Source organism: Actinomadura soli (assembly GCF_005889715.1).
Taxonomy (GTDB): Bacteria; Actinomycetota; Actinomycetes; order Streptosporangiales; family Streptosporangiaceae; genus Spirillospora; species Spirillospora soli.
Genome location: NZ_VCKW01000003.1, coordinates 51,240 through 77,084, shown reverse-complemented (window position 1 = coordinate 77,084; position 25,845 = coordinate 51,240). Strand labels below are relative to the sequence as shown.

Below are 25,845 nucleotides of genomic sequence, written 5' to 3'. Positions count from 1 at the left end.
CCCCCGCCCCCTTTCACGGACCCGCCTCCGGCGCAGGGCTCCACCTATAGGAGCATGGGCGGCCCCAGGTCAGCGTGCCTAAGCCACCGCTGCGCAGAACCTGTCAGCGCACCACCCCCCGGGGCTGATCGAGCGTGCGGCGGCCGGATGCGTCCTTGACCGGGGACCCCTCCGGCAGACTGCCCCGGCCTGATATCGGGCAGCCCTACGGCAGCCCGGAGCCGCGCGAGGCTAGCAGCCTGCCGCCCCGGTCAAGGCCGCATCCGACCACCACACCCTGACCGCCCGTTGCCGCCCGAGCATGAGGGACACTAGAGACACGCCACCAAGGGGGACCCGTGAGCAGCGACCAAGACCGCGCCACCGAGCTAGCCCAGCAGTGGACCACGGACCTACGCCGCACCGGCGGTGTACGCGTCCACTTCGACACCGACGCCGACCGCGACCTCTACCAGGCCGCCGCACAGCAGGCCGGACGCCTGCTAGGCCGCCCCGTGGAAACCACGGTGATCGGGAATCAGGTTCACGTACTGATCACTGATTGGGCACAGCACCCCCTAGAGGCACGGCTAGAAGACGCACGCACCCGCAACGCCATCGATGCCGCGTTCGACGCCGCAGACGACCCGTCGCCCCCGCACACTGCCAGCGTCACGCCGCTACGCCCCGAGCGATAGCCCACACCACCAGCGCGGAAGCCCGCCCGCCGTGTCATCCCCACGTCAACACCACGTCATCCGGAAGGGTCCCAACGCCCCGAAACGGGCCGGAACGGACACCAACGCCACACCCCGCACCCATCCCGAAAACGTGGGTTGACCTGGACAAACAGCACCGCACCGGAGAGCACCGGAACGGCCAGGAATGCCCAGGCCAACCCTGTCGAGGAACTGGCAGGAGCTGGAGTTCCTCTTTCCGGCGGACTACCGGCGCGGGGCCGGCGCCCAGCTGGAGACGGTGTTCATCGCCCGTCCCGACTCCTTGGACCTGATCACCGGCCCGCACGGCCCCTACCCGTTCGACTACGCGGGCCTGACGCTCGACCGGTGCGTCGCGTGGCTGGACGAGCACTGCCGGTCCATCTGGCAGAACTGATGGGCCCGGTGTCGCGGGACGACGGGAGTAATGACACACTTACTTGAGTTTGTCTCATGGAGGTGTGAATGCCCGCGACCGTCCAGCCCCCCGAGAGCGTCACCTGGCGCGTCCACATCGACCGGTCCATGTGGGTCGGCGGAGTCCGGAGCCTCATGCTGCAGGCGCTGCATCCCCTCGCCATGTGGGGCGTCTGGCAGAACTCCAACTTCCAGGAGGACCCCTTCGGACGGCTCCAGCGCACCGCCGACTTCGTCGGGATCGGCACGTTCGGCAGCCCCGAGGAGATCGAGAAGGCGGCGTACCGCGTCCGGGAGATCCACCGGAGCCTGCGCATCCTCGACCACGACACGGGCAGGAAGGAGCGGCTCGACCAGCCCGAGCTGCTGCGGTGGGTGCACTGCGCCGAGGTGTACTCCTACCTGGAGGTGGCGCGGCGCGCCGGGCTGCCGCTCACCGGCGCCATGGCCGACAGGTACCTCGACGAGCAGCGCCGGTCCGCCACCTTCGTCGGGTTGCACGCGGAGGACGTGCCCGGCAGCGTCGCCGAGATGGAGGCGTACTTCGCCGAGATGCGGCCCCGGCTCCGGGTGACGGACGAGGCCGCGGCCACCGTGCGGTTCCTGATGTGGCCGGCGATGCCGGAGAACCTGAGGTTCCTCGCGCCCGGAAAGCCCGGCTACTTCCCGTTCGGCGCGCTCTGCTACTACACGCTGCCGGACTGGGCCCGCGCGATGTACGGGGTGCTGCCCGAGGTGCCGCGGCCGGCGGTGACGGCGGCGCTCAGGTCGTTCCGCCTGGCGATGAACGCGATGCCGGAGCGGCTGCACGACTACGCCTTCGCCAAGGACACCCGCGACATGCTGGGACGCGCCCGGCGGCGCCTCGCGGCGGACGGCTACGACGTCAGCAAGGGCCTCTACGGGCTCCGCGACCCGCGCCGCTGGCCGTCCGGCGGCCAGAAAGCACTCGCCACGGCCTCCTGACCGGCCCGTGCCGCCTAGACGACGTCCACCGGGAGGGCGGCCCAGGGGTCCTTGCGCGGGGCGGCCTCCTGGCCTTCTGGGCAGTGGCGGGCGAAGTCGCACCATGAGCACAGCGCGCCCGGACGGGGCGGGAACAGGTCGTCGTGCGGGGCGTGCTCCACCTCGCGGGGCGCCTCGGCCGCCGGCGGCGTCTCGCCGCGGCGCGGTTTCGGGACCCGGGCCCGGTACGCCTCGTCCGCCTCGGCGGCCTCCCCCGCGATCGACTCGGCACGGCGGATGTGGCGGGCCAGCGACTCGTCGGTGTGCTCCCACGCCGCGACCTCGCCGGACGGCAGATGGTGCAGCTCGACGCGGTGGCAGGGGCGGCGCAGCACGCGGGACGCGGCGACGGCGTAGATCGCCAGGGCGAGGGAGCCGCGGGCGTCGTCGGCGGTGAGGACGTGCCGTCCCGTCTTGTAGTCGACGACGACGAGCTCGGCGCCGCGGGCGTCCAGGCGGTCGATGCGGCCCGACACGGCGATGCGGTCGGTGCGGGTCGCGACGGTGCGCTCCACGCCGAGCGGCTCGTCGTGCGGGTCGAGGCCCGCGACGTAGCGTTCGGTCATGTCGCGGGCCCGGTCACGCCATTCGGCGGACTGGGCCTCGTCGCGAAAGCCGTCCGTCAGCCAGCCCCGGGTGAGCAGTGTTCCAGCCGCCTCGGGGGTGCGCTCGTGGACGGGCAGCCGCCACCACGCCGCGAGCGCGTTGTGGACGCTGGAGCCCACGCTGTTGTGCGCCCACCGCGGGCCCTTCGACGGCATCGGACGATCCAGGTACGTCATCCGGTAGCGCCGCGGGCAGTCCAGCCACGCGTTCAGCCGCGACGGCGTGCACGCGTACAGCCGCCGGGGCATGCCCTCTAAGCCGAGCTGCTCCACCGTCAGTCGTCGGACTCCTGCGCCAGCGAGCCCCACGTCTCCCAGCGGGCGTCCTCCTCGCCGACCGTGGTCTCCTCGCCCTGGGCGGGGAGGACCTTCAGCTCCTTCGGCAGCGGGGTCAGCAGCGCGCCGATCGAGTTGAGCTGCTTGCGCAGGTCCTCGTAGACGCCGCCGATGGAGCCGGGGCGGCCGCGGTGCAGCGTGTCGCCGGAGAACAGCGCGTCGAGCTGCTCGCTGATCACGCAGACGCTGCCGGGCGTGTGGCCGGGCGTGTGCACGATGTCGAGCTGCGCGCCGGCGATCTCGAAGACGCCGCCGTCCTCCAGCCAGATGTCGGGTTCGAGGGACCGGAGCGCCTTGGCGTCGTCCTCGTCCTCTTCCTCTTTGGCGAGGCGGGCGAAGTAGTCGCGCCACAGCAGCCGGTCGGCGCGGTGCAGCGCGATGGGAGCCCAGTTCTCTTCGTCATCCTCGCCGGCGGCGGCGACTTCGAGCACCGCGTTGAGCCGGTGCTCGTTGCCGTCGGTGAGCAGGACGGCCATGACCTCGCGGTCGCCGACCTCGCTGAGGATGGCCTCGGCGTCGTACGCCGGGTCGATCACGATGACCTCGTCGTCGTCGCCGACGATGTAGGTGTTGTTCTCGACGTCGTACTCGGTGTCGTCCAGGGTCAGTTTCCCCGACGTCACAACCTGTTCGATGCGCGCGTCCACGCAAGGCACCCTACCGTGCTTCGGGACCCCGATCCGGCACACGGAGATCACCGCCGGACGCACCCGCGATGAGCTTGCCGAACGCGTCCGGCGCGGTGGTCTCGGCGCCGAGCCGGTCGCCGGTGAGGGCGCCGTGGTCGTCGCTGGAGCCGGTGGCGGCGAGGCCCAGCCCGGTAGCGAGGTCGCGGAGCCGGGCGCGGTCCTCGGGGGCGTGGTCGGGATGGTCGGTCTCGATCCCGGCGAGCCCGGCGGCGGCGAGCCGCTCGATCACCTCGTCGGAGAAGACGTAGCCGCGGCGGCGCGCCCGCGGATGCGCGAGGACGCACACTCCCCCGGCCGCGCGGACGAGCCCGACCGCCCGCACCGGGTCCAGCGCGTAGCGTTCGACGTAGGCGCGGCCGCCCTGCGCGATCCACCGGACGGTGAACGCCTCGTCGGGCGTCTCGATCGCGCCCGCCTCGACCATGGCTCGCGCGATGTGCGGACGTCCGACCGCCTCGCCCTTGGCCAGCGCGCGGACCATGCCCCAGGTGACGTCGAGGCCCAGGTCGCGGAGCCTGTCCACCATGCCCTGGGCCCTGAGCACCCGGTCGTCGCGGATCCGGGCGAGCTCGGCCGCCAGTTCGGGCTCGTCCGGGTCGAACAGGTAGCCGAGCAGGTGGAGGCTGCGGCCGTCCTGCTTGCACGACAGCTCGATGCCGGGGACGAGCGTCAGGCCGTCCGGCAGCGCCGCGGCGGCCTCGTCCCAGCCCGCGACGGTGTCGTGGTCGGTCAGCGCGAGGACGTCCAGCCCGCGCGCCCGGGCCCGCCGGACGACCTCGGCGGGCGGCCGGGTGCCGTCGGAGGCGTCGCTGTGGCTGTGCAGGTCGATGCGCATCGTGTCAGTCGTCTCGTGTCGGCCGGCTCGTGTCAGTCGTTGAGCCGGGGGCTGTGCGCGCCGTACGGGAGGTCGATGTCCATTCCGGGTTCGCGCAGGTCGAGGAGGTTCTGGCGCTGCAGCATGAGGACGCCGGCGTCGGCGGGCCACAGCACCGCCCACAGCCAGTCGCCCATCGCCTCCCCGACGTAGCCGGAGCGGTCGGGCCGGTCGCCGACCGCCCACATCGGCACCGAATGGCCGCAGGTCGCCGCCGGGCCGCTGATGTCGAGCCGCACGTGCGGGGGGCTGCCGTCGAACACCTCGCCGGGGTCGGCGCCGTCCAGGCCCGCGAAGTGGGCGCCGAGACCGACACCGGGCTCCTCGGCGACCAGCACCAGGTCGGCGGGACCGCTGACCTGCCCCGGCCCGGACGCGGCGACGGCCGTCGCCCGCGCGCCCGAGCGGTCGTCCCCGACCGTGGCGAAGCCCGTGACGAGCCAGCCCAGCGGAAGGGGCCAGGGCGTCCAGACGGGGACCCTCGTGTCGCGCAGGACGGCGGCCAGCCCGTCCGGGCCGGGTCGCTTGGACGGCTGCCTCGGCAGGACGGCGCCGTGCACGCCGCAGATCCAGTCGCTCGACCAGAGCCCCGGCGCTTGCACGGGACCCGCGCACCGCGGGCAGGTGGGCTCCGCCCTCATGATTACCCACCCTGCGCGGCGGCGTCCGGGTTCGTCAAGTTCGGCCGGGTCGGCGCCCGGGAAAGGGGCGGCAATATGGAGGGCATGCGCGTGCGTTGCGTCGGCGGGATCGTCCGGGACGAGGCCGGGCGGCTGCTCATGGTAAGGCGGGGACGTCCGCCGGGCGAGGGCCTGTGGTCCGTCCCGGGCGGACGCGTCGAGCCCGGCGAGGACGACCCGGCGGCGGTCGCGCGGGAACTGAGGGAGGAGACCGGCCTGGACGTCGTCGCCGGCGCGAAGGTCGGAACGGTGGAGCGTCCGGGGCCGGGCGGGGTCGTCTACGAGATCCACGACTACGCGGCGACGGTCGCGGGCGGGACGCTCCGCGCCGGCGACGACGCGTCCGAGGTGCGGTGGATCTCCCCGGAGGAGCTGCGCGATCTTCCCGTCACGGGCGGGCTGCTGGACGCGCTCGTCCTGTGGGGGCTGCTATGAGACCCGGGCCGGCTGGGACTCGGCGGCCACGGGGACGTCGTCCTCGTCCTCCGGGCCGGTCGTGACGGTCTGGATCTTCATCCGGCGCGCCAGCCAGACGACGGCCGCCGCGTACAGCACCATCGGGACGATGTCGGCCGCGACGACCTGCCACGGCACGCTGCCCTGCTCGATGTCCAGCTCGCCGACGGCCGCCGAGACGAGGAACGCCATCAGGTTGTTGAACACGTGCAGCGCGATGGCCGACTCCAGGCCGCCCGTCCGCGCCGCGAGCCACGCCGCGATCGCGCCGAAGGCGAAGATGTCGAGGATGCCCCAGCCGGTGTAGCCGTGCCCGGACGTGAACAGCGCCGAACCGACGACGATGCCCGGCCAGGGGGTGCGGAACACGACGCTGAGCGCGCGTCCGACGCGTCGCTTGGCGTTCTCCAGCGTGCAGGCGCCCACGGCTTGCAGCATCCAGCCGCGGAACACGTACTCCTCCGCGGTCGCCTGGAACGGCACCAGCAGGACGATCACGACCGCCGGGATGAGGAAGTCGTCCCAGCCGACCCAGTGCTCGTCGCCGCCCGCCTGGTCGTCCAGGGAGGCGCCCGCCAGGATCGACGTCCCGTACGACACGACGCAGAACAGGACCGCGAGGCCGCAGCACGCCAGCAGCCAGCGCCAGCGGATGCGTCCGGCGACCGACGACAGCGTGCCGGGCCGCCGCCGCTGGATCCCCCACGCCGCGAACAGCGCCACCGGCAGGAACACCGCGAGCGCCGCCAGGTTGAACGCGAGGTCGGCCGTCTCGTCCCCGAAGATCGACTCGGTGTCCGAGCCGGACGAGTCGGGCAGCTCGCCCGTCGCCGCCACCCGAATGATCATTCCGATGATCATGAGCCCGAGGGCCAGGCCCATCCCGCAGGCCGCGATCACCAGCGTTCCCACCACCGGCCGCCACCACCGGTGCATCTCGGTGCGCGCCAGCCGGTGGAACGGAGCCCCCTTCGGCGCGTCGACCGTCCAGTCCCGCTTCACGGGCGGCGGGCCGTACCCGCCGTACGCGTGCGCATAAGGGCCAGGAGCGGACGGCCCCTGCGGATAGGGCGTCTGGGCGTAAGGGTCCTGCGGGGGCTGGGGTGGGCCGTACGCCGCCTCCTGGCCCCATCCGAGCGGCTGCTCTGGCTGGTGCGGTTGCGGGTGGTGCGCCTGCTGCGGTTGCGGGTGGTGCGCCTGGTGCGGTTGCTCTGGCGGGACGGGTGGCCGCGAGGGCTGCTCGGGTTGCGGCTCTGGTGCGCGGCCGGTGGGAAGGTCGGGGTCGAGTGGGGCCCAGCCTCCGGCGTCCCCTTGTTCTGACACGTGCGACCCTCCCGTAATGCCTCGCCTACGTGGGACGAATCGTACGGGGTGTCAGTTCCCCGGTGACGCATCTCCAAGCGCCGCGTCGTCCAGCGTCTGCCTGCGGGTCATTCCGGCGGCGCGGCCCTTCGCGGCGACGACGAGCGCCATCTTCCGGGACGCCTCGTCGATCATCTCGTCGCCGAGCCGGGCGGCGCCGCGCCCCTCGACGTTCACGGAATGGTCGTAGGCGTCGAGGATCAGCTCGGCGCGGTCGTAGTCCTCCTGGGACGGGGCGAACACCGCGTTCCCCGCCTCGATCTGCGACGGGTGCAGCACCCATTTGCCGTCGAAGCCGAGCGCGGCGGCGCGCTCCGCGACCCGCGTGAACGCGTCCACGTCCTTGATGTTGAAGTACGGCCCGTCGATGGCCTGCAGGTCGTGGGCGCGGGCGGCCATCAGGATCCGCATCAGGATGTAGTGGTAGGCGTCGCCCTCGGTGTAGCCGGGCGGCTGCTCGCCGACGACGAGGGTCTTCATGTTGAGGGACGCCATCAGGTCGCCCGGCCCGAGGACGAGCGACTCCAACCGGGGCGAGGACGCCGCGATGGCGTCGATGTTGACCATGCTGCGGGCGTCCTCGATCTGGGCCTCGATGCCGATGCGGCCCGCGGGCAGGCCCATCGCCGACTCGATCTGGGTGAGGAGCCGGTCCAGCCACTGGACGTGCCCCGCGTCCTGCGCCTTGGGCAGCATGATCGCGTCGAGGTTGGCGCCGGCGCCCTCCACGACCTCGATCACGTCCCGGTACGCCCAGTGGGTGTCCAGGTCGTTGATCCGCACCACCCGCGTCCTGCCGGTCCAGTCGCCCTCGTTCAGCGCGGTGACGACGAGCTTGCGGGCGTCCTCCTTGGCTGACGGCGCGACGGCGTCCTCCAGGTCGAGGAGGACCTCGTCGGCGGGGAGGCCCTGCGCCTTCTCGATGAAGCGGGGGTTGCTGGCAGGGACGGAGAGGGTCGTTCGGCGAGCGCGCATGGCCCGGATGCTATCCGGGCGATATGAGACCCTCTCAACATGGGTGAGCTGAACGCGGCGCTGGTGGAGGAGGCGGCCAAGAAGTCGGGGCTGCTGTGGCTGGATCTGCCCGGCCTTCCGCAGCCGAGGGCCGCCTGGCATGTGTGGCACGAAGGGTCGGCGTACGTGCTGACCGGCGGGGAGGGCGAGCAGCCGCTGCCCGGCCTGCCGGAGGCCGCCCGGGTGACGGTGATCCTGCGCAGCAAGGACAAGGGCGGGCGGCTGGTCTCGTTCGCCGCCGACGCCGAGGTGGTCGAGCCGGGGTCCGGGCTGTGGGACGCCGTGACGCCGCTGCTGGCCAAGGACCGGCTGAACGCCGGGTCCCACGAGGGCCAGGTGGAGCGGTGGGCGACCGAGTCGTGGATCGTCCGGCTCACCCCGGCCGAGGAGGTCGTGGAGGCGGCGGACGAGTACGCGACCGTCCGTCCCGTCCCGACGCCCGCGACCACGGCGGGCGCGCCGCCGCGCCTGTTCGGCGGCAAGCGCCGCCACGTCGACCGCTAGATCGGGGGCAGGGCCTCACATCGGCAGGTGGCTGCCCTTCGCGATCGCGGCCAGCTTGTCGGGGTTGGCGACGAGGTGCACGGCCCGGACCTGCTCGGACTCGTCCAGCTCCACGCTGACCGTGCCGATCGGGCGGCCGTCCGGGCCCTCCACGATGAGGGCGGGCTGCCCGTTGAGGTGGGCGCGCCGGATCCGCATGTCCTCGGGCTCGACGCCCGCGTAGGGCTGGCCGGTGACGCTGGTGAGCCAGCGGGCCACCTTCTGGTCGCCGTGGATGACGCGCAGGGGCGCCCTGACCTTGCCGCCGCCGTCCGTCCAGAGCGTCACGTCGGGGGCGAGGACCTCCATGAGCCGGTTGATGTCGCCGCCCAGCACCGCGTCCAGGAACCGCTCGGTGACGGCGCGCCGCTCCGCGCCGCCGGCCTCGAAGCGGGGGCGGCGCGCCTCGACGTGCTTGCGGGCGCGGGTGCCGAGCTGCCGCACCGACACCTCCGAGCGGTCCAGCGCCTCCGCGATCTCGGCGTAGGGGTAGCCGAAGACCTCCTTGAGGACGAAGACCGCCCGCTCCAGCGGGCTCAGCGTCTCCAGGACGACGAGCATCGCCATGGACACCGACTCAGCCAGCTCGGCGCCCTCGGCGGCGACGTCCGGCGTGGTGAGCATCGGCTCGGGCAGCCACGGCCCGACGTACGTCTCGCGCTGGGCCCGCGCCGACCGGAGCCGGTCGAGGGCGACGTTGGTGGTGATCCGGACGAGGTACGCCTTCGGGTCGGCGACGGCCGAGCGGTCGGCCGCGGACCAGCGCAGCCAGGCGTCCTGGACGGCGTCCTCCGCGTCGGCGGCCGTGCCCAGCATCCGGTACGCGACCGCGAACAGCAGGCTCCGGTGTTCCTCGAACGGCTCGGTCATGACGTCGCTCACGATCTACAGCCTCTCATGAGGTCCCTCGCCCCGTATCACCCCCCTTTGTCCCGGATCAGCGGGTCGATCATGGGTAGTGTCCGGACCATGAGCGGAGCTCCGACACGGGTGTTCATCGCCCGGCTCGCGGGCGTCGCGGTGTTCGACCCGGCCGGTGACCAGGTCGGACGCGTCCGCGACGTGGTGGCCGCGCTGCGCCTTGCGCCGCGGCCGCCGCGGGTGCTGGGGCTCGTGGTGGAGGTCGCGGGGCGCCGCACCGTGTTCCTGCCGATCACGCGGGTGACGGTGTTCGAGGCGGACGCGGTGATCTTCGACGGTCGGCTGAACGTCCGCCGGTTCGAGAAGCGCGAGTCGGAGACGCTGGTCATCGGGCAGATGCTCGACCGGACGGTCCGGTTCCGCGACACCGGCGAGCCCGTCGCGGTCGTCGACGTCGCGATGGAGCCGACCCGGACCCGCGACTGGCTGGTCGGCAAGGTCGCCGTCCGCCGCCGGACGGGGCGTGGACTCCGCAAACGCGGGGAGAGCCTGGTCGTGAACTGGGACGACGTCGAGGGGTTCTCCGCCGTCGAGTACGGGCAGGGCGCCGCCGGGCTGATCGCCGCGTTCGAGCGGTTGAAGCCCGCCGACCTCGCCAACATCATGCACGAGCTGCCGGAGAAGCGGCGCGCGGAGGTCGCCGTCGCGCTCGACGACGAGCGGCTCGCCGACATCCTGGAGGAGCTGCCGGAGGACGACCAGATCGAGATCCTCGGCAAGCTCGGCGTGGACCGGGCCGCCGACGTCCTGGAGGCGATGGGCCCCGACGACGCGGCCGACCTGCTCGGCGACCTGCCCACCGAGCAGCGCGAGCAGCTGCTGACGCTGATGGAGCCGCACGAGGCGGCACCGGTGCGGCGGCTGCTGACCTACCCCGACCATTCGGCGGGCGGGCTGATGACGACCGCCCCCGTCGTCGTCCCGCCGGACGCGACCGTCGCCGAGGCGCTCGCGCTGATCCGCCGCCCCGACATGAACCCGGCCCTCGCCGCGCAGGTGTACGTCTGCCGGCCGCCGACCGCGACGCCGACCGGCAGATACCTCGGTACCGTGCACTTCCAGAAACTGCTGCGCGAGCCGCCGCCGACGCTGGTCAGCGGCATCGTGGACGCCGAGCTGGACACACTGCGGCCCACCATGTCGCTGGAGGCCGTCGCGATGTTCCTGGCCACCTACAACCTCGTCGCGGGCGCCGTCGTGGACGAGAACGGCCACCTGCTGGGGTCGGTGACCATCGACGACGTCCTCGACCACCTGCTGCCCGAGGACTGGCGGGAGGCCGTGATGGACGCCGCCGCGGAGGAGTCCGCGGACCGGGATCCCGAGGAAGAGGCTCTCCGGGGGGACACGCAATGACGACACGCCAGATGCCCGCTCGCCTGGACCAGCCGAGGGAGGTCCGCCGGACGTTCGTGCCGCGCGTCCACTACGATCCCGAGTCCTTCGGACGCCTCTCGGAGCGGATCGCGAGATTCCTCGGGACGGCCCGCTTCCTCGTCTACATGACGGCGTTCGTCGCCGTGTGGATCGGGTGGAACATGCTGGCGCCGGCGTTCCTGAAGTTCGACCCGTACCCGTTCATCTTCCTGACGCTGATGCTGTCGCTGCAGGCGTCGTACGCGGCGCCGCTGATCCTGCTCGCGCAGAACCGGCAGGACGACCGCGACCGCGTCCAGTACGAGCAGGACCGCTCCAGGAACGAGCGCAGCATGGCCGACACCGAGTACCTGACCCGGGAGATCGCGGGGCTGCGGGTCGCGCTGAGCGAGGTCGCCACCCGCGACTTCGTGCGCTCCGAGCTCCAGCAGATCATGAAGGAGCTGGACGCCAAGGACGCCCACCGCTGAGGGGCTACGCGGGGATCTTCTCGTCGGCGAGCTTGTCCAGGAGGGCCCCGAGGGTGCGCAGGTCGGGCTCGTCCAGCCTGCTGAGCATGTGGTCCCGGACGCCCTGCCGGTAGGTCGGGGTCGCCTCGGCGAGCCGCGCCCGCCCGGCGGCGGTCAGCACGGCGTACAGCCCGCGCGCGTCGCTCGTGCACGACTGCCGGACGACGAGCCCTTCGCTCTGGAGCCGGTCGACGAGCCTGGTCAGGCCGCTGCGGGACAGCAGGACGCGGTCGGCGAGGTCGTTCATCCGGAGCCGCCCGGCCGGGGCCTCGCCGAGGTGCATGAGCACCTCGTAGGAGCCGAGCGCGAGGGCGTGGCGGTCCAGCAGATCGGCCTGGAGGCGGCGGGAGATGAGCGCCTGGGCGCGGAGCATGGTGCGCCAGGCGGTCAGCTCGGTGGCCGAGTGGGAACTGCTAGTCACGGACCCGATCGTACGGCGGCGCCGTCGTCCGCGCGATGAACACGGGGACACGTCCTGTGGGGTGGGCCACCCTGATTAGGAGAGAGCGGCATCCGGTTCATACCATGGGGGCATGGCCTCCCAGTTGACGACCGAGCAGGTGACCGCGGCGCTCTCCACGGTGATCGATCCGGAGATCCGCAAGCCCATCACCGAGCTCGACATGGTCAAGAGCGTCGACATCGCCGACGGCGGTGCCGTCCGCGTCGGCGTGTACCTGACCGTCGCGGGGTGTCCCATGAAGGACACCATCATCCGGAGCGTCCGCGAGGCCGTGTCGGAGCTGGACGGCGTCTCCGCCGTCGAGGTCGAGCTGGACGTGATGAGCGAGGAGCAGCGCAAGGACCTGCAGACCAAGCTGCGCGGCGGCGAGCCGGCCAAGGAGATCCCGTTCGCCAAGCCGAACTCGCTGACCAAGGTGTACGCGGTCGCGAGCGGCAAGGGCGGCGTCGGCAAGTCGTCGGTGACGGTGAACCTGGCCGCCGCGCTCGCCGCGCAGGGCCGCAAGGTCGGGGTCGTGGACGCCGACATCTACGGCCACTCGGTGCCGCGGATGCTGGGCGTCGACGGCTCGCCCACCAAGGTCCAGGACATGATCATGCCGCCGTCCGCGCACGGGGTGAAGGTGATCTCCGTCGGGATGTTCACCGCCGGGAACCAGCCGGTCGTGTGGCGCGGGCCGATGCTGCACCGGGCGCTGCAGCAGTTCCTCGCGGACGTCTACTGGGGCGACCTCGACTTCCTGCTCATGGACCTGCCGCCCGGCACCGGCGACATCGCGATCTCCGTGGCGCAGCTGCTGCCGGCCGCGGAGATCCTCGTGGTCACCACCCCGCAGCAGGCGGCCGCCGAGGTCGCCGAGCGGGCCGGCGCGATCTCCGCGCAGACCCACCAGCAGGTCGTCGGCGTGATCGAGAACATGTCGTACCTGACGTGCCCGCACTGCGGTGAGCGGCAGCACATCTTCGGCGAGGGCGGCGGCCAGACGGTCGCGGACGCCCTGACGAAGACGCTCGGCACCCGCGTCCCGATGCTCGGCCAGGTGCAGATCGACCCCCGCCTGCGGGAGGGCGGCGACAACGGCGTCCCGCTGGTGCTGTCCGACCCGGACGCCGGCGCGGCCAAGGAACTCCGCACCATCGCCGACACCATCGCCGGCCGCAGCCGCGGCCTCGCCGGAATGTCCCTGGGCATCTCCCCCAAGAGGGCTTAGCTGTGTCGGCCCAGGGGGGCGACCCCCTGGAACCCCCGGCGCGAGGCCTCCGGCCGCACGACCCGTGACCCCGGCTGAGGTTCGATCCAGGAGTCAGGTCGCTTCTGGGTCGAAGGGGGGGCGTTCGCCGGAGGCCAGTTCGCCGCCTGCGGGGGCCAGGGCCGGTTCGTCGTCGAAAAGGCCGTTCTTGCTGTTCAGGAAGTCGTCGTCGTCTTCGAGAAGGTGCTTGCGGACGAACGCCTTCGGGTTGAGGTCGGCGATGTCGAAGTCCTTGAACTCCGGACCGAGGCCCTCCTGCAGGTCCGCCTTGGCGGAGTTGGCCATCTGGCGGAACTGGCGCAGCATCCGGCCCGCCTGCCCGGCGACCTGAGGCAGCTTGTCCCCGAAGATGACCAGGGCGAGGACGACGAGAACCGCCATCTCACCGAGTCCGACGTCGAACAACCCGTCCTCCACACGCCGCCGAAGGGGACCGGCCCTGCGGCGGACCGGTCCCCCCAGCGTATCCCTAGCCCGGATGAACCGGACCTGAACATCCCTGCCAAGATCAGCGTCATCCTGGTCAATCGGAGCCGAGCGTCACCTCGACCGTGCTCTCCTGGCCGCCGCGGCGGTAGCTGACCTTGATCTTGTCGCCGGGGGCACGGCTGCGGATCTGCGCGATCAGGTCGGTCGCGTCCTCGATCGGCTTGCCGTCCACCGAGGTGATCACGTCGCCGGGCTTCAGGCCCGCCTTGTCGGCCGGGCCGCCCTTGGTCACCGGCTCCTGCCCGTTGACGGCCTGCGGCATGATCCGGGCGCCGCCGTCCTGGTAGCGCGGGTCGGGGAGCACGCCGAGCTTGGCCTGGCGCACGCTGCCCGACCTGATGATCTCCTCGGCGACCCGCTTGCCCTGGTTGATCGGGATCGCGAAGCCGAGGCCGATGCTGCCGCTCTGCTGCTCGCCGCCGAGGCCCCCGCCGCCGAGCGTGGCGATCGCGGTGTTGATGCCGATCACGCGGCCCTTCGCGTCCACCAGCGGGCCGCCCGAGTTGCCGGGGTTGATCGCCGCGTCGGTCTGGATCGCGTTGAGAAAGGACGCGTCGCCGCCGCCCTCGCCCTGCGTGGGCACGGCGCGGTTCAGGGAGCTGACGATGCCGGTGGTCACCGAGCCCTGCAGGCCGAGCGGCGAGCCGATCGCGATCACCGGGTCGCCGACGGCGATCTTGCTGGAGTCCCCGACGGCGAGCGCGGGCAGCGAGTGCTGGCCCTCGGGCTTCAGGACGGCGACGTCCGAGCTCGCGTCGGCGCCCTTGACCGTGGCCGGGAGCATCTTCTTGTCGTTGAAGACGATCTGGATCCGGCCGCCGCCGTTCGCCACCACATGGTTGTTGGTGATCACGTAGCCGCCGTTGACGATGAAGCCGGTGCCGCCGACCTCGCCCTGCGCGGACGGCACGCGGATGCTCACGACGCTGGGCAGCACGCGCTGCGCGACGCCCGCGACCGAGTCCGGCGGGCGGGCCTGCACCGGGGTGTCGCTGTCGCTGCCGCCGCCGAGGCTCACCGAGCCGCCGTCGTCGCTGTCGGTCGCGATCACGCCGACCCCGGCGCCGACCGCGCCCGCCACCAGCGCGATGATCAGCGCGACGATCGCGAAGAGGCCGAGGCCCGGGCCGCCGCGCGAGGACGGCGCGAGCGCCGGGACGGGCGCCCAGTTCGGGCCTCCGCCGGGCGGCATCCCGAAGCCCATCGGGCGGGGGCCGCCGGGCGGCGGCGGGCCCATCGGCGCGGGCGGCGGCCCCATCGGCGGCCTGCCCGCCCCGGGCGGGGGCGGCGGGCCCTGGTGGGACTGCTGCGGCCAGCCGCCGCCGTAGGGCGGCCGTCCGTGCGCGGCCCTCGGGTCCTGGTCGTAGGGGACGAACCCGGGCCGCCCGCGGTCGTCGGGCATGTCCGCGATGGGCTTGTCGAGCGGGACGGGCGGCGGCTGCGGCATGTCGCGCGGCGGGGCGTCCTGCAGCGGGACCTCCTGCGGCCCCATGTCGGACGGGCCGCCGTGGGAGAGGACGTCCTCGCTGGTGTCGGGCGGGCCGCCGAGGGAGTCCGGCGGCGCGAAGCCGCCCGCGACGAGCCGGTCGCCGTTGCCGGGCTCCCGCTCGGGCTCCGGGTCGTCGTCGGAGGTGTCCGACGCCGCCTCGGGCTCCTGCTCCGGTGGCGTGTCGACCGGCGGCTCCAGGGGGATCTCCTGGTCGGTCACCGTCTCGGGAGGAGCCGCCTCCTGCCGTTCAGGCTCCAGGCCGGGGACGACGTCGTCGTCGTCCGACGGCGCCCTGACCGGCCCGCGGTTGTCTTCCGTCATCCCCATCTCTCCTACCGAGCATGGTTCTCGTCATCTGTGCTCATCGTGCCCGGCTCGGCATGTGGCGAGCATAAGACCTCCGGGCGCGGCGCCCAGCCGAGTCGATCATTCAAGTCGATCACTCAGTCGAAGGGGTTCGCGACGGCGGCGAGGCGGCGGGCGCCGCGGGACACGCGCGTCGAGAACGAGGTGGTGTCGCGGGGCAGGTTCGCGGCCACCGCGTCGGCGGTGCTCTGCGGGGCGTCGGTCAGGACCGTGTACACGTAGCCGTCGCCCGCGGAGACGGCCCAGCGGCGCAGGGACTCGCGATGGAAGATCGTCCGCCCGCGCTTCACGGTCTTCCGCCAGCCGGACAGGGCCCGCTCGTCGATCGTTCCGCGCTGCACGAACACGGAGACGGCGGCGAGGCCGTCGGAGTAGCTGAGGTGGACGGCGCCGCCGCCCGCGTCGCGGCGCGCGTCGTGGAGGGTGAGGCGCCCCGGCAGGACCTTCGGGACGGGCCAGCCGCGGTCGCGGAGGGCCGCGAGGTCGGCACGGTCGAGCCGGTCGCTCCACACGACCGCGGTGCCCTGGCCGCCGGAGGCGGGGAAGCGCGCGGCCCCGCCGCGGGGGACATTGAGGGCGTAGGTCGCCGGCTCCTTCGCCGACGGCGTGTAGCTGATCTCGCTGAATCCGGCGGCGACCACGCGGCGGCCGGTGGCGTCGATCAGCTCGCGGTGCAGCATCAGGCCGGTCTCGGCGTCGATCCAGAACCGTCCGGCGGCGCTGCCGTCGTCGCGGCGGGCCTCGATGACGCGGGCGGGCCGGCCGCAGACGGCGGCGTCGGCGCCGTGGACCACCGAGTAGTTGCGGGTCAGCAGGTCGAGCGTCTCCGGCGTGAAGCCGGTGGGGTCGCCGGCGCCGGCCTCGGGGCGGTAGCGGTCCTCGGCCGTCGCGGAGCGGTACCGGATGCCCTCGCCGGGCAGGTGGGACACGGTGACGCGGGACGTGCTGGACCGGCTGCGGTTCCACGTCGTGAGGAACCGCCTGCCCTCGTACGGGATGCGGCGGGCGGCGTCGGCGGCGGCCCGCAGCAGGCCCACCGCGCCCGGGTCGCTGCGGACGCGCCGGGCCACGGCCGGGTCGCCGGCGAGCGCCGCGGCCAGGACGAGCGCGCCCGCCAGCCCGCACACCAGGACGGATCTGCGCCGTCCCGGACGGGTCACGGTCTTCGCGATCACGGCCCCGGGGAGACCTGGACCTGGTTGACCGGGTCGGTGAGCGGGTCGGTCATCGGCGCGTCCCCGGAGGTCAGCGCGTGCTGGACGGCGTAGCGGTCGAACGCGGGGGTGACGGTCGGGGCGTCGTCGCCGCCGCCGACGACGTACGAGGCCCCGCCGAGGCCGAGGAACAGGGTCGCGGCGCCCATGACCAGGTAGCGGCGCCGGGGCTGGACGCCCAGCGCGGCGGCGGCGCGTCCGGCGGGGCGGTTGTCGCGCGGGCGCGCGGAGTTCGACGGCCGGACCGGGCGGGTCGCCGACCGGAGCGGACGCGCGGCGTGCCGCGCGGCACCGCCGGCGAACGGGTCCGCGAGCGGTTCGGAGAGCGGGCCCGCGGGCGCCGGCGGGACGTCGCCGGGCGCGGTGGAACCGGCGGCCGCGGGCAGGGTGCGGAGCCGGGTCAGGAAGTCGGGGGACGGAAGCTCGTCGGTTTCGTCCAGCCCCCGCAGCCGGCCCTTGAGCTTGCGCAGCGAGGCGACCTCGTCCCTGCAATGGTCGCAGCGGGCGAGGTGGGCGAGGGCGCGGTCGCGCTCCTCATGACCCAGCTCGCCGTCGACCAGAGCGGTCAGACGCTCCCCCAGACAACTCACGCGGCCTCCGTCTTTCCCGTTCTGTCATCCACGCGGTCCCGTCACCACGCGGTGAGCACAGCTTTACACGCCCTCCGGCTCGGACCGGCCGCCTGCCGCGTGCAGGCCCGCGTCCGCGTCGTCGGCCCCCCTGCCGTCCAGTTCTCCGCCGTCCAGGTCCACGGCCTCCATGAGCATGGCGTCCGCGGGCTGGAACTCGTTGCGCGTGCCGGGCCGGCGCCGCGTCGGAGCGCGGTGCTCCAAGGCGGCGCGCAGCTGCGCCCGCCCCCGATGGATGCGGCTGCGCACGGTGCCCAGCTTGACGCCGAGCGTCGCGGAGATCTCCTCGTACGACAGGCCCTCGATGTCGCACAGCACCACGGCCGCGCGGTACTCGGGGGCCAGCGCGTCGAGCGCGGCCTGGACGTCGGCGTCGAAGTTGCTGTCGTCGAACGCCTGCGCCGGGGTCGGCTCACGACCCTGGAGGCGTTCGGCGGCGTCGTCTGCGAGCCCCTCGAAGCGGATCCGCTGGCGGCGCCGCGCCATGTCGAGGAACAGGTTCGTGGTGATCCGGTGCAGCCAGCCCTCGAACGTCCCCGGTGTGTAGTTCGATAGGGAACGGAACACGCGGACGAAGACCTCCTGCGTGAGATCCTCCGCGTCGTGCTGGTTGCCGGTCAGCCGGTACGCGAGCCGGTAGACACGCGCGGAATGCTCGCGGACGACCTCGTCCCAGGACGGCGGCGCCCACTCGGCCTCGGGGGCGTTCTCGCGAGTGCCCGCGACGCTTCCAAGCCCCTGCCCGGGGCCGACCCCCACAGCGCTTCTGAAACTGAGTGCTGCGACTCCCATGGTGCCGGGCTGTTCCTCTCTCGTGAGCCAAGGTCTCGCCTTGGAACGGCACGGTCTCGCCTGGGCTGGGGCGGTGCTGGACCGACTGGGTTCTCGTGGGTTAAACCCGCGCATGACGGGTTCCTGCTCTGGTTACAACGCGCTGAAACTCCAGACGGTTCCCCGTCAGCGATATGGTCTTTCCAGCATGAGCCAGGCGGGGGTCCCGCGAGGAGGCAGCCATCGACGCCGACCAGGCCACACTGGCCTATGTGGAGGATTTCCTCCCCGAAGACGAGCCGCTTTCCGATGCCCGGCGCCGCGGCGAGGAGATCGGCGCGTCGCCGATCGGATCGGCGGGCGGGGCGGCGCTGCGCTTCCTCGCGACCCTGCTCGGCGCGCGGACGGTCGTGGAGATCGGCTCCGGCTGCGGCGTGTCGGGCATCTGGCTGATGCGGGGCATGCCGAAGGACGCGGTGCTGACGAGCGTGGACATCGATCCCGAGCACCAGCGGCTGGCGAAGCAGGCGTACGCGGAGGCGGGCCTCGGCTCCTTCCGCACCCGGATGATCATCGGGCCCGCGCTGGAGGTGCTGCCGCGGCTCACCGACGGCGCCTACGACCTGGTGTTCTGCGACGCGCAGAAGCGCGAGTACCCCGAGTACCTGACCGGCGCGCTGCGGCTGCTGCGGCCCGGCGGCGTCGTGGCGTTCGACAACGCGCTGTGGGGCGGCTGGGTCGCCGACCCCGACCGGCGCGACCCGGAGACCGAGGCGATCCGCGAGGTGCACCGGATGATCCGCGAGGACGACCGGCTCGTCCCGCTGCTGGTCCCGGTCGGCGACGGCCTGCTCTGCGCGGTGAAGCGCGACTAGCCCGTGGACGGGGCGGAGCCCGTGGACGGGGCGGAGGCCGCCCACGAGGTGTTCGCGGTGCGGCAGCGGGTCACGTGGCGGGGGATGTGGCGGCTCGTCGCGTTCCTGATCATGTTCCTCGCCTCCGTGGCGTTCATCGCGGGTGGCGCGATGCGCGGCGCCGGAGTGGCGAGCGTCACCATCCTGCTCCTGGGCGTGGCGGGGCTCGGGCTGTTCGGCGCGGGGCTGCTCGCGGCGGCCGGGGGGATGCTGGCGCGGCGTCCCGTCCTGGAGTTCGACGGCGGCGGGGTGCGGCGGCCGGCGCGCTGGCCGCTGCCCCGCAGGGCCGGGCGCGCGCTGCCCTGGCCGGACGTGGCGGCGATCGCGGCGCTGCGGCGCGGCGCCGCCGGGACCCGCCGGGGCGAGCAGGACTACCTGGTGTTCCTGCCGACCCCCGAGCTGGCGGAGATGGCACGGACGTCGGAGCGCCCGCGGCTGGTGGCGCTGACGCTGCGGGACGTGCCGTCCACGGCGGAGGCCGTCCCGTGGTCGTTCGCGGTGGAGCCGGGCTGGGACGCGACGCTCCCGCAGATCGTCAGGCAGGCGAGGCGCTACCGCCGCGTCCCGGTGATCGACCGCCGCACGAGGTGACCGCGCGCCTCAGGCGGTCAGCCAGGTGAGGAGCAGGCGGGTGCCGTAGCCCGTCGCGCCGCGGGTGAGCTCGGCGTCGTCGGACGTGGCGCGGCCGGGCCCGGCGATGTCGAGGTGGGCCCAGGGGCGGTCGCCGGCGAACTCGCGCAGGAACAGCGCCGCCGTGATGGAGCCGCCGCCGAAGCCGCCGCGGCCGATGTTGTTGATGTCGGCGACGTCGGAGTCGATCGCGGCACGGTAGTCGTCGACGAGCGGCAGCCGCCACACCTGCTCGCCCGCCGCGGCGCCGGCCTCCGTGAGCGCGGTGGCGAGGGCGTCGTCGCCGGTGAACAGCGCCGCGTGCCGCAGGCCCAGCGCGACCTTCGCCGCGCCGGTCAGGGTCGCCACGTCCACGATCACGTCGGGGGCCAGCGAGGCGCCGGCGTAGGCGAGCGCGTCGGCGAGGACGAGCCGTCCCTCGGCGTCGGTGTTCAGCACCTCCGACGTCTTCCCGCCGTAGTGGGCGATCACGTCGCCGGGACGCATGGCCGACCCGGACGGCATGTTCTCCGCCGCGGCGACCAGCCCGGTGACGCGGGCGCGGACGCCGAGCCCGCGCAGCGCGCTCATCGCGGCGATGACGGCCGCGCCGCCCGCCATGTCGGTCTTCATCGTCTTCATGCCGTCGTTCGGCTTGAGGGACAGGCCGCCGCTGTCGAACGTGATGCCCTTGCCGACGAGGACGACATGACGATCGGCGGCCTCGTCCGGAAGGTAGGAGAGCTCGATCAGGCGGGGCGGACGCGACGACCCGCCGCCGACCGCGACGAGGCCGCCGAAGCCCTCGTCCACCAGCTCCTTCTCGTCGCGCACGCGGACGGTGAGGCCCGCGTCGGCGGCGACCCGCTCGGCCTGCGCGGCGAGCCACGCCGGGTCCTTCTCGCGGGACGGGGTGTTGGCGAGGTCGCGGGCCAGCGCGGTGGCGCGGGCCCGCGCGGTGCCCAGCTCGATCGCGGGCGCGTCCGCCCCGGGACCGGCCTCGGTGAGGACGGCGAGCGTGCCGAGCGCCTTCTTCGCGGGCGCGGCGCCGATCTTGAACTCGTAGCCGGCGAGCAGCGCGCCCTCCACGAAGGCGGCGAGGTCGCCCGCGGGGACGCCCGCGACCAGCGCGGTGCGGCCCTTCCCCCGTCGGGCCAACGCGGCGCCGGCCTTGCGCAGGTCGGCCGGGGCCGCGTCGCCCACCCCGTACAGCAGCAGTTCCCGCATCCGGTCGCCGAGCCGGACCTGGGTGGCCGTGATCTCCCCCGGCTCGCCCTTGGCCCGGTGGAGTTCCAGCAGTTCGTCCAGCGTGAACGGCAGGGACCGCGCCACCTCGGCGGCGGGCGCGACGGGCCCCGACCCGACCGGCACGGCCACGACCTCCGCGTCGACGTCGACCGCGGTCTGTGACACGGTCCCGTCCGCGCCGTGGACGCGGGTCTCGATGGGCATGGCGGCGAATTCCCCCAGGTTCTCGGTCGGGTGTTCTGGAGCGGGAATGGCAAGGGCCCCGGCGATACCCCCGCCGGGACCGTCACCAACAAGCCGGGAACGGCTGAGCCGTCAGCCCACGACGCCCTTGAGGGCCTCGCCGAGCTCCTTGGCCTCATCGGCGGACAGCTCGACCACGAGACGTCCACCGCCTTCGAGTGGAACCCGCATGACGATTCCGCGTCCCTCCTTGGTCACTTCGAGCGGACCGTCTCCCGTCCGCGGCTTCATCGCCGCCATGCGTATCCCCTTCCTGCGTAGGGCCGCGGCCTTCGCACACCGTTGGCCGCGTGGCCGCGTGTCGCATCCGCGTCATCAGTAGTGGTCCATTATCTCGTCTTCCGGGCGCGAAGTGGTAACGATCAGCCTCCAGATCGGAAGATGAGAGGATCGCGAGTGGGCGTATTGGAGGGGACGACCATGGCTGAGACCGTGCTTTACGACCTGACCGACGGCGTTGGGACGATCACGCTCAACCGTCCGGACGGTATGAACTCGCTGACGGTCGAGATGAAGGAGCTGCTGCGCGCGACCGCGGTGCGCGCGGCCGCAGACCCCGCCGCCCGCGCGGTGGTCCTCACGGGCGCGGGCCGGGCCTTCTGCGCGGGTCAGGACCTTCGCGAGCACGGCGACAACCTCGCCGCGGGGAAGGGGCTGGACGAGACCGTCCGCAGGCACTACAACCCGATCGTGCTGGCGCTCGCGGGGATGCGGAAACCGGTGGTCGCGGCGGTGAACGGCGTGGCCGCGGGCGCGGGCGCCTCGCTGGCGTTCGCGTGCGACCTGGTCGTGGCGTCCGACAAGGCCCGGTTCGCGACCGCGTTCACCGGCATCGGGCTAGCGCCGGACAGCGGCATGTCGTGGACGCTGCAGCGGCTCGTCGGCCGCGCGAAGGCCGCGGAGCTGCTGCTGCTGGGCGAGCCGATCAAGGCTGACGCGGCGCTGGAGCTCGGCCTGGTGAACCGGGTCGTCCCGGCGGACGAGCTGGCCCCTGCGGCGGTGGAGCTGGCCCGCCGCCTCGCCGCCGGCCCGACGGTCTCCTACGGCGCGGTCAAGGCGGCGCTCGACTTCGCGGCGACGCACGACCTGGCGGCCGCGCTCGAACGGGAGGCGGAGCTCCAGGACGAGTGCGAGAAGACCAGCGACCACCGCAACGCGACCGAGGCGTTCCTGAAGAAGCAGCAGCCCACCTTCGAGGGCCGCTGAGAGGCCGCTGAAGGGCTCCTCCCGGCCGTAGGTGGGGTTGTCCCCACCCGAAGGCCGGGAGCGGGCGTCAATGTGCCCGAGGGGTCTCCGGCGGTTTCCTGGACGGCATGATCCAGACAACCGCCGTACCTCCGGCCGGGCAGGTCCACGACCACGTCGCCGTGGCCCGCGACGTGGTGAAGTCGTACGGGACGGGCGACGGCGCGGTGACCGCGCTGCGCGGCGTCTCAGCGGCGTTCCCCCGCGGCCGGTTCACCGCGATCATGGGGCCGTCCGGCTCCGGCAAGTCGACGTTCCTGCACTGCATGGCCGGGCTGGACGCGGTGACGTCCGGCTCCGTCCTGATCGGCGACGTGGACATCACCGCGCTGTCCCGGACGGCGCTGACCAAGCTGCGCCGCGACCGGCTCGGGTTCGTGTTCCAGTCGTTCAACCTGCTGCCGATGCTGACGGCGGAGGAGAACATCCGGCTCACCGGGCGGCTCGGGAACCGGCGCGCGGACCGGCAGTGGTTCGACACGATCGTGGACGCCCTCGGCCTGCGGGATCGGCTCCGGCACCGTCCGAGCGAGCTGTCGGGCGGGCAGCAGCAGCGGGTCGCGGTGGCGCGGGCGCTGCTGACCCGTCCCGAGGTGCTGTTCGCCGACGAGCCCACCGGCAACCTCGACTCGCGGTCGGGCGCCGAGGTGCTGGGGTTCCTGCGCACCGCCGTGGACGCCTACCGGCAGACGGTGATCATGGTGACGCACGACCCGCTGGCCGCCGCGCACGCCGACCGGGTGCTGTTCCTCGCCGACGGGATGATCGTCCACGAGCTGCACTCCCCCACCATCGACCAGGTCCACGCCGCCATGCGGCGGATGGAGGGCTGAGCGCGTCATGTGGCTCATCGCGCGCCGCTCGTTCACCGGCGGCTGGAAGCAGCTGACCGCCACGCTGCTGGCGGCGATGTTCGCGATCGGGCTGATCGCCGGGTCGCTGCAGTTCACGTTCCGGGCGCAGGAGGCGGTGTCGGGCACCGACGCCAGCGAGTACGCCCGCGCGGACGTCCTGGTGCTCGGCGGGACGACCGACCCCGGCGACGTCTACGCCGTCCCGGACGGGCAGGTGCCGCTGGACCGGGTCGCCGGACGTCCCGGCGTCGCGGCGGTGGCCGGGGACGCGACCGTCCCGGTGACCGCCACCGGCGCCGACGGCAGGATCATCCTGCCGCCGGCCGGGGCGGCCACGATGCTCCGGCCATGGACGCCCGAGAACCGGCTCAACCCCTACCACCTGGAGGACGGGCGCGCGCCCGCCGCCGACGGCGAGGTCGCCGTCACCCGCCACGTCGCCCGCGCCGGAAAGCTGGAGGTCGGCGACCCGCTGCGGACGACGCTGCCGAAGCAGACCCGCGCGATGAAGATCGTCGGGATCGTCACCGTGCAGGGGCGCAGCGCCGTCGCGAGCGGCGACCTGCTGCTGGCGCCGCCGGAGACCGTCCGGCGGGCGGCCGAGCTGGCGCCCGGGACGTGGCACGGCGTGTGGGTCAGGGCCGCGCCGGGCGTCAACGCGGCCGACCTCCGCGCCGGTCTGGCCCGCGACCTGCGCGGCGAGGACGTGACCGTCCGGACGGCCGCCGGGGTGCGGGACGCGCAGTCGGCCACCCTCGACTCCGCGGGCGTCTCGGTCGGCGGCTCGCTGAGCATGCTCTCGTCCCTCGCGGTGTTCGTGGGGCTGTTCGTCGTCGCCAACACGTTCGGCACGCTGGTGCGGCAGCGGACCCGGCGGCTCGCGCTGCTCAGCGCGATCGGCGCCACGCCCCGCCAGATCAAGCGGCTGATCCGGCTGGAGGCGCTCGCGCTCGGGATCGTCGCGTCCATCGGCGGGGTGCTGGTCGGCTACCCGGTGTCGGGACTGCTCACCGACCTGTTCGCCAAGGACGGCTTCGACATCTCCGTCGCCGACGCCGACTTCGGCCGGCTCGCCCTCACCGCGCCCGCCCTCGCCGGGATCCTCGTCACCCAGCTCGCCGCGTGGCGCGCGGCCCGCAGGGCGTCCCGGATCGCGCCGATGCAGGCGCTGCGCGCCGCGAGCACCGACACGGCCGGACGGCGCTGGCCGCGGATCATCGGCGCGCTCGCCGTGCTCGGCCTCGCGGCCGGGTTCTACGGCCTGGTGTTCGCGATCAGGTACGAGGAGCCGCCGGGCATGGAGCGCACGGTCGGCGTCTGCATCATGATCCTGATGGGGTCCATGACGGCGGTGGCGGGGCTCGCCGTCCTCGCCCCGTTCTTCGTCGGCCCGCTCGGCGGCCTGGTCGGACGCGCCGGCACCGCGGTGAGCGGCGAGGCGGGACGGCTCGCCCGCGCCACCATCACCCGCAGCCCCCGCCGGGTGTCGTCGGCCGCGTCCTCGCTCATGCTCGGCGTCGCGCTCGTCTCCTCGACCGCCGTGCTCGTCCTGTCGGTGAACGCGCGCTTCGACGCCGCCGGGAAGGAGGTGATGCTGGCCGAGCACGCGATCGCCGCGACGGAGAAGACGTCGTCCGGGCAGGCGCCGCTGCCCCGCGACACCGTGGCCAAGGCCGCCGCCGCGCCCGGTGTGTCCCGCGCGATGGCGCTGACCGGGACCGGGGTCCGGCTCGTCTCGCCGCCGCCGAAGCGGCCGTCGCCCGAGGAGCCGGCGGAGCCGGTGTTCCTGGACGTGACCGGCGCCGACCCGGCCGCGCTGCCGTCCGTCCTCGATCTCGGCGGGAGCCTGCGGCCGCTCCGCCCCGGCGAGATCGGCGTCGCGTCCACGGTCATGAAGGCGAACAAGCTGAAGAAGGGGCAGCGCATCGTGGTGCGCGGCGTCCGGGGCAAGGTCGAGCTGACCGTCGCGGGTGCCTACCACGACCCGTCGCACCTGTTCGCCGAGCAGGCGCTGGTGTCGTCGGCCACCATGGACGGGCTGGACCCGGGCGCGGGGACGGCGGCCGTCCTCGTCCGCGGCGGCACCAAGGACGCCCTGACCCGGGCGGTCGCGGACGTGCCGGGCGCGCAGGTGCTGGACGAGTCCGGCTACGTCACGACGGCGGCGAAGGCGATGACCAACGGCGTCAGGGTCATCTACGGGTTCATCGGGATGGCGCTCGTCCTGGCGCTGTTCGGGATGGCCACGACCGTGTCGATGAGCGTCGCCGAACGGACCCGCGAGTTCGGCCTGCTCGGCGCCGTCGGCGCCACGGCGGCGCAGATCAGGTCGGTCGTCCGCTGGGAGGCCGCGACGGTCGTCCTGCTCGGCACGCTGCTCGGGCTCGGCACGGCGCTCGGCACCGGCTACCTGATGCATGCCGGGACGGGCAGCTCGTTCCTGGCGCCGAGCCCGCCGTGGTGGCTGTTCGTCGCGGTCATCGCGGGCGCGGCGGCCGTCACGCTGGCGACGTCCGCGCTACCGGCCCGCCGCGCCGCAGGCGTCCCCGTCCTGGAGGCGGCCAAGGCCGAGTGAC

Annotated in this window: 27 protein-coding genes and 1 pseudogene; 13 read left to right on the top strand and 15 right to left on the bottom strand. The window is 73.4% G+C overall.

The window, feature by feature from the left end; translation table 11 throughout:
- Nucleotides 1-338 precede the first annotated feature (338 nt).
- From ETD83_RS01485 to ETD83_RS01475, 3 genes are all read left to right on the top strand, one after another.
- Complete coding sequence (locus tag ETD83_RS01485; RefSeq protein ID WP_138643214.1) at nt 339-677, top strand: hypothetical protein; 339 nt, start codon at nt 339-341, stop codon at nt 675-677.
- Between the two features lie 187 nt (nt 678-864).
- Nucleotides 865-1,095, top strand: coding sequence for a hypothetical protein (locus ETD83_RS01480; RefSeq protein WP_138643213.1), 231 nt, complete (start codon nt 865-867; stop codon nt 1,093-1,095).
- Between the two features lie 68 nt (nt 1,096-1,163).
- Nucleotides 1,164-2,081, top strand: a complete 918-nt coding sequence (locus tag ETD83_RS01475) for an oxygenase MpaB family protein (protein ID WP_138643212.1) — start codon at nt 1,164-1,166, stop codon at nt 2,079-2,081.
- A 14-nt stretch (nt 2,082-2,095) separates the two neighbouring features.
- Here ETD83_RS01475 and ETD83_RS01470 read toward each other — a convergent pair whose 3' ends face one another.
- Genes ETD83_RS01470 through ETD83_RS01455 form a run of 4 tightly spaced genes read right to left on the bottom strand, consistent with a single transcriptional unit; the run spans nt 2,096 to nt 5,265 of the window.
- Complete coding sequence (locus ETD83_RS01470) at nt 2,096-2,998, bottom strand: RecB family exonuclease (RefSeq protein ID WP_138643211.1); 903 nt, start codon at nt 2,996-2,998, stop codon at nt 2,096-2,098.
- A gap of 2 nt (nt 2,999-3,000) precedes the next feature.
- The gene (locus ETD83_RS01465; RefSeq protein WP_138643210.1) at nt 3,001-3,708 is read right to left on the bottom strand and encodes an MBL fold metallo-hydrolase; all 708 of its coding nucleotides are present in this window, start codon (nt 3,706-3,708) and stop codon (nt 3,001-3,003) included.
- Nucleotides 3,709-3,718: 10 nt separating this feature from the next.
- On the bottom strand, nt 3,719-4,585 hold the full coding sequence (locus ETD83_RS01460) for a PHP domain-containing protein (RefSeq protein ID WP_138643209.1): 867 nt from the start codon (nt 4,583-4,585) through the stop codon (nt 3,719-3,721).
- Between the two features lie 32 nt (nt 4,586-4,617).
- Entirely contained in the window at nt 4,618-5,265 is a 648-nt protein-coding gene (locus tag ETD83_RS01455; protein ID WP_138643208.1) for a DUF6758 family protein, read from the bottom strand.
- Nucleotides 5,266-5,349: 84 nt separating this feature from the next.
- Here ETD83_RS01455 and ETD83_RS01450 point away from each other — a divergent pair, with 84 nt between their 5' ends.
- Entirely contained in the window at nt 5,350-5,739 is a 390-nt protein-coding gene (locus ETD83_RS01450) for an NUDIX hydrolase (RefSeq protein WP_205717435.1), read from the top strand.
- Here the strand turns inward: ETD83_RS01450 and ETD83_RS01445 are convergent.
- Together ETD83_RS01445 and ETD83_RS01440 are read right to left on the bottom strand one after the other, a co-directional pair.
- Entirely contained in the window at nt 5,734-7,083 is a 1,350-nt protein-coding gene (locus tag ETD83_RS01445; protein WP_138643206.1) for a CPBP family intramembrane glutamic endopeptidase, read from the bottom strand. The genes ETD83_RS01450 and ETD83_RS01445 overlap by 6 nt on opposite strands.
- 51 nt (nt 7,084-7,134) lie before the next feature.
- A complete protein-coding gene (locus ETD83_RS01440) occupies nt 7,135-8,097 on the bottom strand; it encodes an HpcH/HpaI aldolase/citrate lyase family protein (protein WP_138643205.1) in 963 nt (320 codons plus the stop codon).
- A gap of 39 nt (nt 8,098-8,136) precedes the next feature.
- Here ETD83_RS01440 and ETD83_RS01435 point away from each other — a divergent pair, with 39 nt between their 5' ends.
- Nucleotides 8,137-8,640: a hypothetical protein gene (locus tag ETD83_RS01435; RefSeq protein ID WP_138643204.1), complete on the top strand. Its 504-nt coding sequence runs from the start codon at nt 8,137-8,139 to the stop codon at nt 8,638-8,640.
- A 15-nt stretch (nt 8,641-8,655) separates the two neighbouring features.
- Here ETD83_RS01435 and ETD83_RS01430 read toward each other — a convergent pair whose 3' ends face one another.
- On the bottom strand, nt 8,656-9,561 hold the full coding sequence (locus ETD83_RS01430) for an RNA polymerase sigma-70 factor (RefSeq protein ID WP_329602665.1): 906 nt from the start codon (nt 9,559-9,561) through the stop codon (nt 8,656-8,658).
- 87 nt (nt 9,562-9,648) lie between these two features.
- On the opposite strand from ETD83_RS01430, the gene ETD83_RS01425 reads away from it, so the two are divergent.
- Complete coding sequence (locus ETD83_RS01425) at nt 9,649-10,956, top strand: magnesium transporter MgtE N-terminal domain-containing protein (protein WP_138643203.1); 1,308 nt, start codon at nt 9,649-9,651, stop codon at nt 10,954-10,956.
- Nucleotides 10,953-11,447, top strand: a complete 495-nt coding sequence (locus ETD83_RS01420; protein ID WP_138643202.1) for a DUF1003 domain-containing protein — start codon at nt 10,953-10,955, stop codon at nt 11,445-11,447. The genes ETD83_RS01425 and ETD83_RS01420 overlap by 4 nt, the downstream gene beginning before the upstream one ends.
- Before the next feature lie 4 nt (nt 11,448-11,451).
- Here ETD83_RS01420 and ETD83_RS01415 read toward each other — a convergent pair whose 3' ends face one another.
- On the bottom strand, nt 11,452-11,907 hold the full coding sequence (locus ETD83_RS01415) for a MarR family winged helix-turn-helix transcriptional regulator (protein ID WP_230420617.1): 456 nt from the start codon (nt 11,905-11,907) through the stop codon (nt 11,452-11,454).
- Between the two features lie 112 nt (nt 11,908-12,019).
- Between ETD83_RS01415 and ETD83_RS01410 the strand changes: the two genes are divergently transcribed.
- Nucleotides 12,020-13,159 carry an Mrp/NBP35 family ATP-binding protein gene (locus ETD83_RS01410; protein ID WP_138643201.1) on the top strand — a complete coding sequence of 380 codons (1,140 nt, stop codon included), beginning with the start codon at nt 12,020-12,022 and terminating at the stop codon, nt 13,157-13,159.
- Nucleotides 13,160-13,252: 93 nt separating this feature from the next.
- On the opposite strand, the gene ETD83_RS01405 is transcribed toward ETD83_RS01410, so the two are convergent.
- The 5 genes and pseudogenes from ETD83_RS01405 to sigE form a co-directional block, all read right to left on the bottom strand.
- A complete protein-coding gene (locus ETD83_RS01405; RefSeq protein ID WP_138643200.1) occupies nt 13,253-13,603 on the bottom strand; it encodes a sec-independent translocase in 351 nt (116 codons plus the stop codon).
- A 118-nt stretch (nt 13,604-13,721) separates the two neighbouring features.
- The gene (locus tag ETD83_RS01400) at nt 13,722-15,497 is read right to left on the bottom strand and encodes a trypsin-like peptidase domain-containing protein (protein ID WP_138643199.1); all 1,776 of its coding nucleotides are present in this window, start codon (nt 15,495-15,497) and stop codon (nt 13,722-13,724) included.
- Nucleotides 15,498-15,619: 122 nt separating this feature from the next.
- Complete coding sequence (locus ETD83_RS01395; RefSeq protein ID WP_138643198.1) at nt 15,620-16,717, bottom strand: MucB/RseB C-terminal domain-containing protein; 1,098 nt, start codon at nt 16,715-16,717, stop codon at nt 15,620-15,622.
- Nucleotides 16,714-17,346, bottom strand: a complete 633-nt coding sequence (locus ETD83_RS43455) for an anti-sigma factor family protein (RefSeq protein WP_205717434.1) — start codon at nt 17,344-17,346, stop codon at nt 16,714-16,716. The genes ETD83_RS01395 and ETD83_RS43455 overlap by 4 nt, the downstream gene beginning before the upstream one ends.
- Before the next feature lie 225 nt (nt 17,347-17,571).
- Nucleotides 17,572-18,177, bottom strand: a pseudogene (sigE, locus tag ETD83_RS01385) (RNA polymerase sigma factor SigE); the annotation flags it as partial.
- Between the two features lie 251 nt (nt 18,178-18,428).
- Here sigE and ETD83_RS01380 point away from each other — a divergent pair.
- Both ETD83_RS01380 and ETD83_RS01375 read left to right on the top strand, forming a co-directional pair.
- Complete coding sequence (locus tag ETD83_RS01380) at nt 18,429-19,031, top strand: O-methyltransferase (RefSeq protein ID WP_138643197.1); 603 nt, start codon at nt 18,429-18,431, stop codon at nt 19,029-19,031.
- Nucleotides 19,032-19,034: 3 nt separating this feature from the next.
- A complete protein-coding gene (locus ETD83_RS01375; protein ID WP_230420616.1) occupies nt 19,035-19,661 on the top strand; it encodes a hypothetical protein in 627 nt (208 codons plus the stop codon).
- A 9-nt stretch (nt 19,662-19,670) separates the two neighbouring features.
- On the opposite strand, the gene ETD83_RS01370 is transcribed toward ETD83_RS01375, so the two are convergent.
- Nucleotides 19,671-21,131: a leucyl aminopeptidase gene (locus ETD83_RS01370; RefSeq protein WP_138643196.1), complete on the bottom strand. Its 1,461-nt coding sequence runs from the start codon at nt 21,129-21,131 to the stop codon at nt 19,671-19,673.
- Between the two features lie 111 nt (nt 21,132-21,242).
- Nucleotides 21,243-21,410 (bottom strand): DUF3117 domain-containing protein, encoded by a 168-nt coding sequence (locus tag ETD83_RS01365; RefSeq protein ID WP_083946426.1) that lies wholly within the window; start codon nt 21,408-21,410, stop codon nt 21,243-21,245.
- 180 nt (nt 21,411-21,590) lie between these two features.
- Between ETD83_RS01365 and ETD83_RS01360 the strand changes: the two genes are divergently transcribed.
- From ETD83_RS01360 to ETD83_RS01350, 3 genes are all read left to right on the top strand, one after another.
- Nucleotides 21,591-22,376 carry an enoyl-CoA hydratase-related protein gene (locus ETD83_RS01360; RefSeq protein ID WP_138643195.1) on the top strand — a complete coding sequence of 262 codons (786 nt, stop codon included), beginning with the start codon at nt 21,591-21,593 and terminating at the stop codon, nt 22,374-22,376.
- A gap of 107 nt (nt 22,377-22,483) precedes the next feature.
- Nucleotides 22,484-23,248, top strand: coding sequence for an ABC transporter ATP-binding protein (locus ETD83_RS01355; protein ID WP_138643194.1), 765 nt, complete (start codon nt 22,484-22,486; stop codon nt 23,246-23,248).
- 7 nt (nt 23,249-23,255) lie between these two features.
- Nucleotides 23,256-25,844 (top strand): FtsX-like permease family protein, encoded by a 2,589-nt coding sequence (locus ETD83_RS01350; RefSeq protein ID WP_138643193.1) that lies wholly within the window; start codon nt 23,256-23,258, stop codon nt 25,842-25,844.
- Nucleotide 25,845 lies beyond the last annotated feature (1 nt).

Coding starts and splice junctions, on each gene's coding strand:
- ETD83_RS01480 (WP_138643213.1), top strand. CDS start 865: ATGCCCAGGCCAACCCTGTCGAGGAACTGGCAGGAGCTGGAGTTCCTC.
- ETD83_RS01475 (WP_138643212.1), top strand. CDS start 1,164: ATGCCCGCGACCGTCCAGCCCCCCGAGAGCGTCACCTGGCGCGTCCAC.
- ETD83_RS01460 (WP_138643209.1), bottom strand. CDS start 4,585: ATGCGCATCGACCTGCACAGCCACAGCGACGCCTCCGACGGCACCCGG.
- ETD83_RS01455 (WP_138643208.1), bottom strand. CDS start 5,265: ATGAGGGCGGAGCCCACCTGCCCGCGGTGCGCGGGTCCCGTGCAAGCG.
- ETD83_RS01450 (WP_205717435.1), top strand. CDS start 5,350: ATGCGCGTGCGTTGCGTCGGCGGGATCGTCCGGGACGAGGCCGGGCGG.
- ETD83_RS01440 (WP_138643205.1), bottom strand. CDS start 8,097: ATGCGCGCTCGCCGAACGACCCTCTCCGTCCCTGCCAGCAACCCCCGC.
- ETD83_RS01435 (WP_138643204.1), top strand. CDS start 8,137: ATGGGTGAGCTGAACGCGGCGCTGGTGGAGGAGGCGGCCAAGAAGTCG.
- ETD83_RS01425 (WP_138643203.1), top strand. CDS start 9,649: ATGAGCGGAGCTCCGACACGGGTGTTCATCGCCCGGCTCGCGGGCGTC.
- ETD83_RS01420 (WP_138643202.1), top strand. CDS start 10,953: ATGACGACACGCCAGATGCCCGCTCGCCTGGACCAGCCGAGGGAGGTC.
- ETD83_RS01410 (WP_138643201.1), top strand. CDS start 12,020: ATGGCCTCCCAGTTGACGACCGAGCAGGTGACCGCGGCGCTCTCCACG.
- ETD83_RS01400 (WP_138643199.1), bottom strand. CDS start 15,497: ATGACGGAAGACAACCGCGGGCCGGTCAGGGCGCCGTCGGACGACGAC.
- ETD83_RS01370 (WP_138643196.1), bottom strand. CDS start 21,131: ATGCCCATCGAGACCCGCGTCCACGGCGCGGACGGGACCGTGTCACAG.
- ETD83_RS01365 (WP_083946426.1), bottom strand. CDS start 21,410: ATGGCGGCGATGAAGCCGCGGACGGGAGACGGTCCGCTCGAAGTGACC.
- ETD83_RS01360 (WP_138643195.1), top strand. CDS start 21,591: ATGGCTGAGACCGTGCTTTACGACCTGACCGACGGCGTTGGGACGATC.
- ETD83_RS01355 (WP_138643194.1), top strand. CDS start 22,484: ATGATCCAGACAACCGCCGTACCTCCGGCCGGGCAGGTCCACGACCAC.
- ETD83_RS01350 (WP_138643193.1), top strand. CDS start 23,256: ATGTGGCTCATCGCGCGCCGCTCGTTCACCGGCGGCTGGAAGCAGCTG.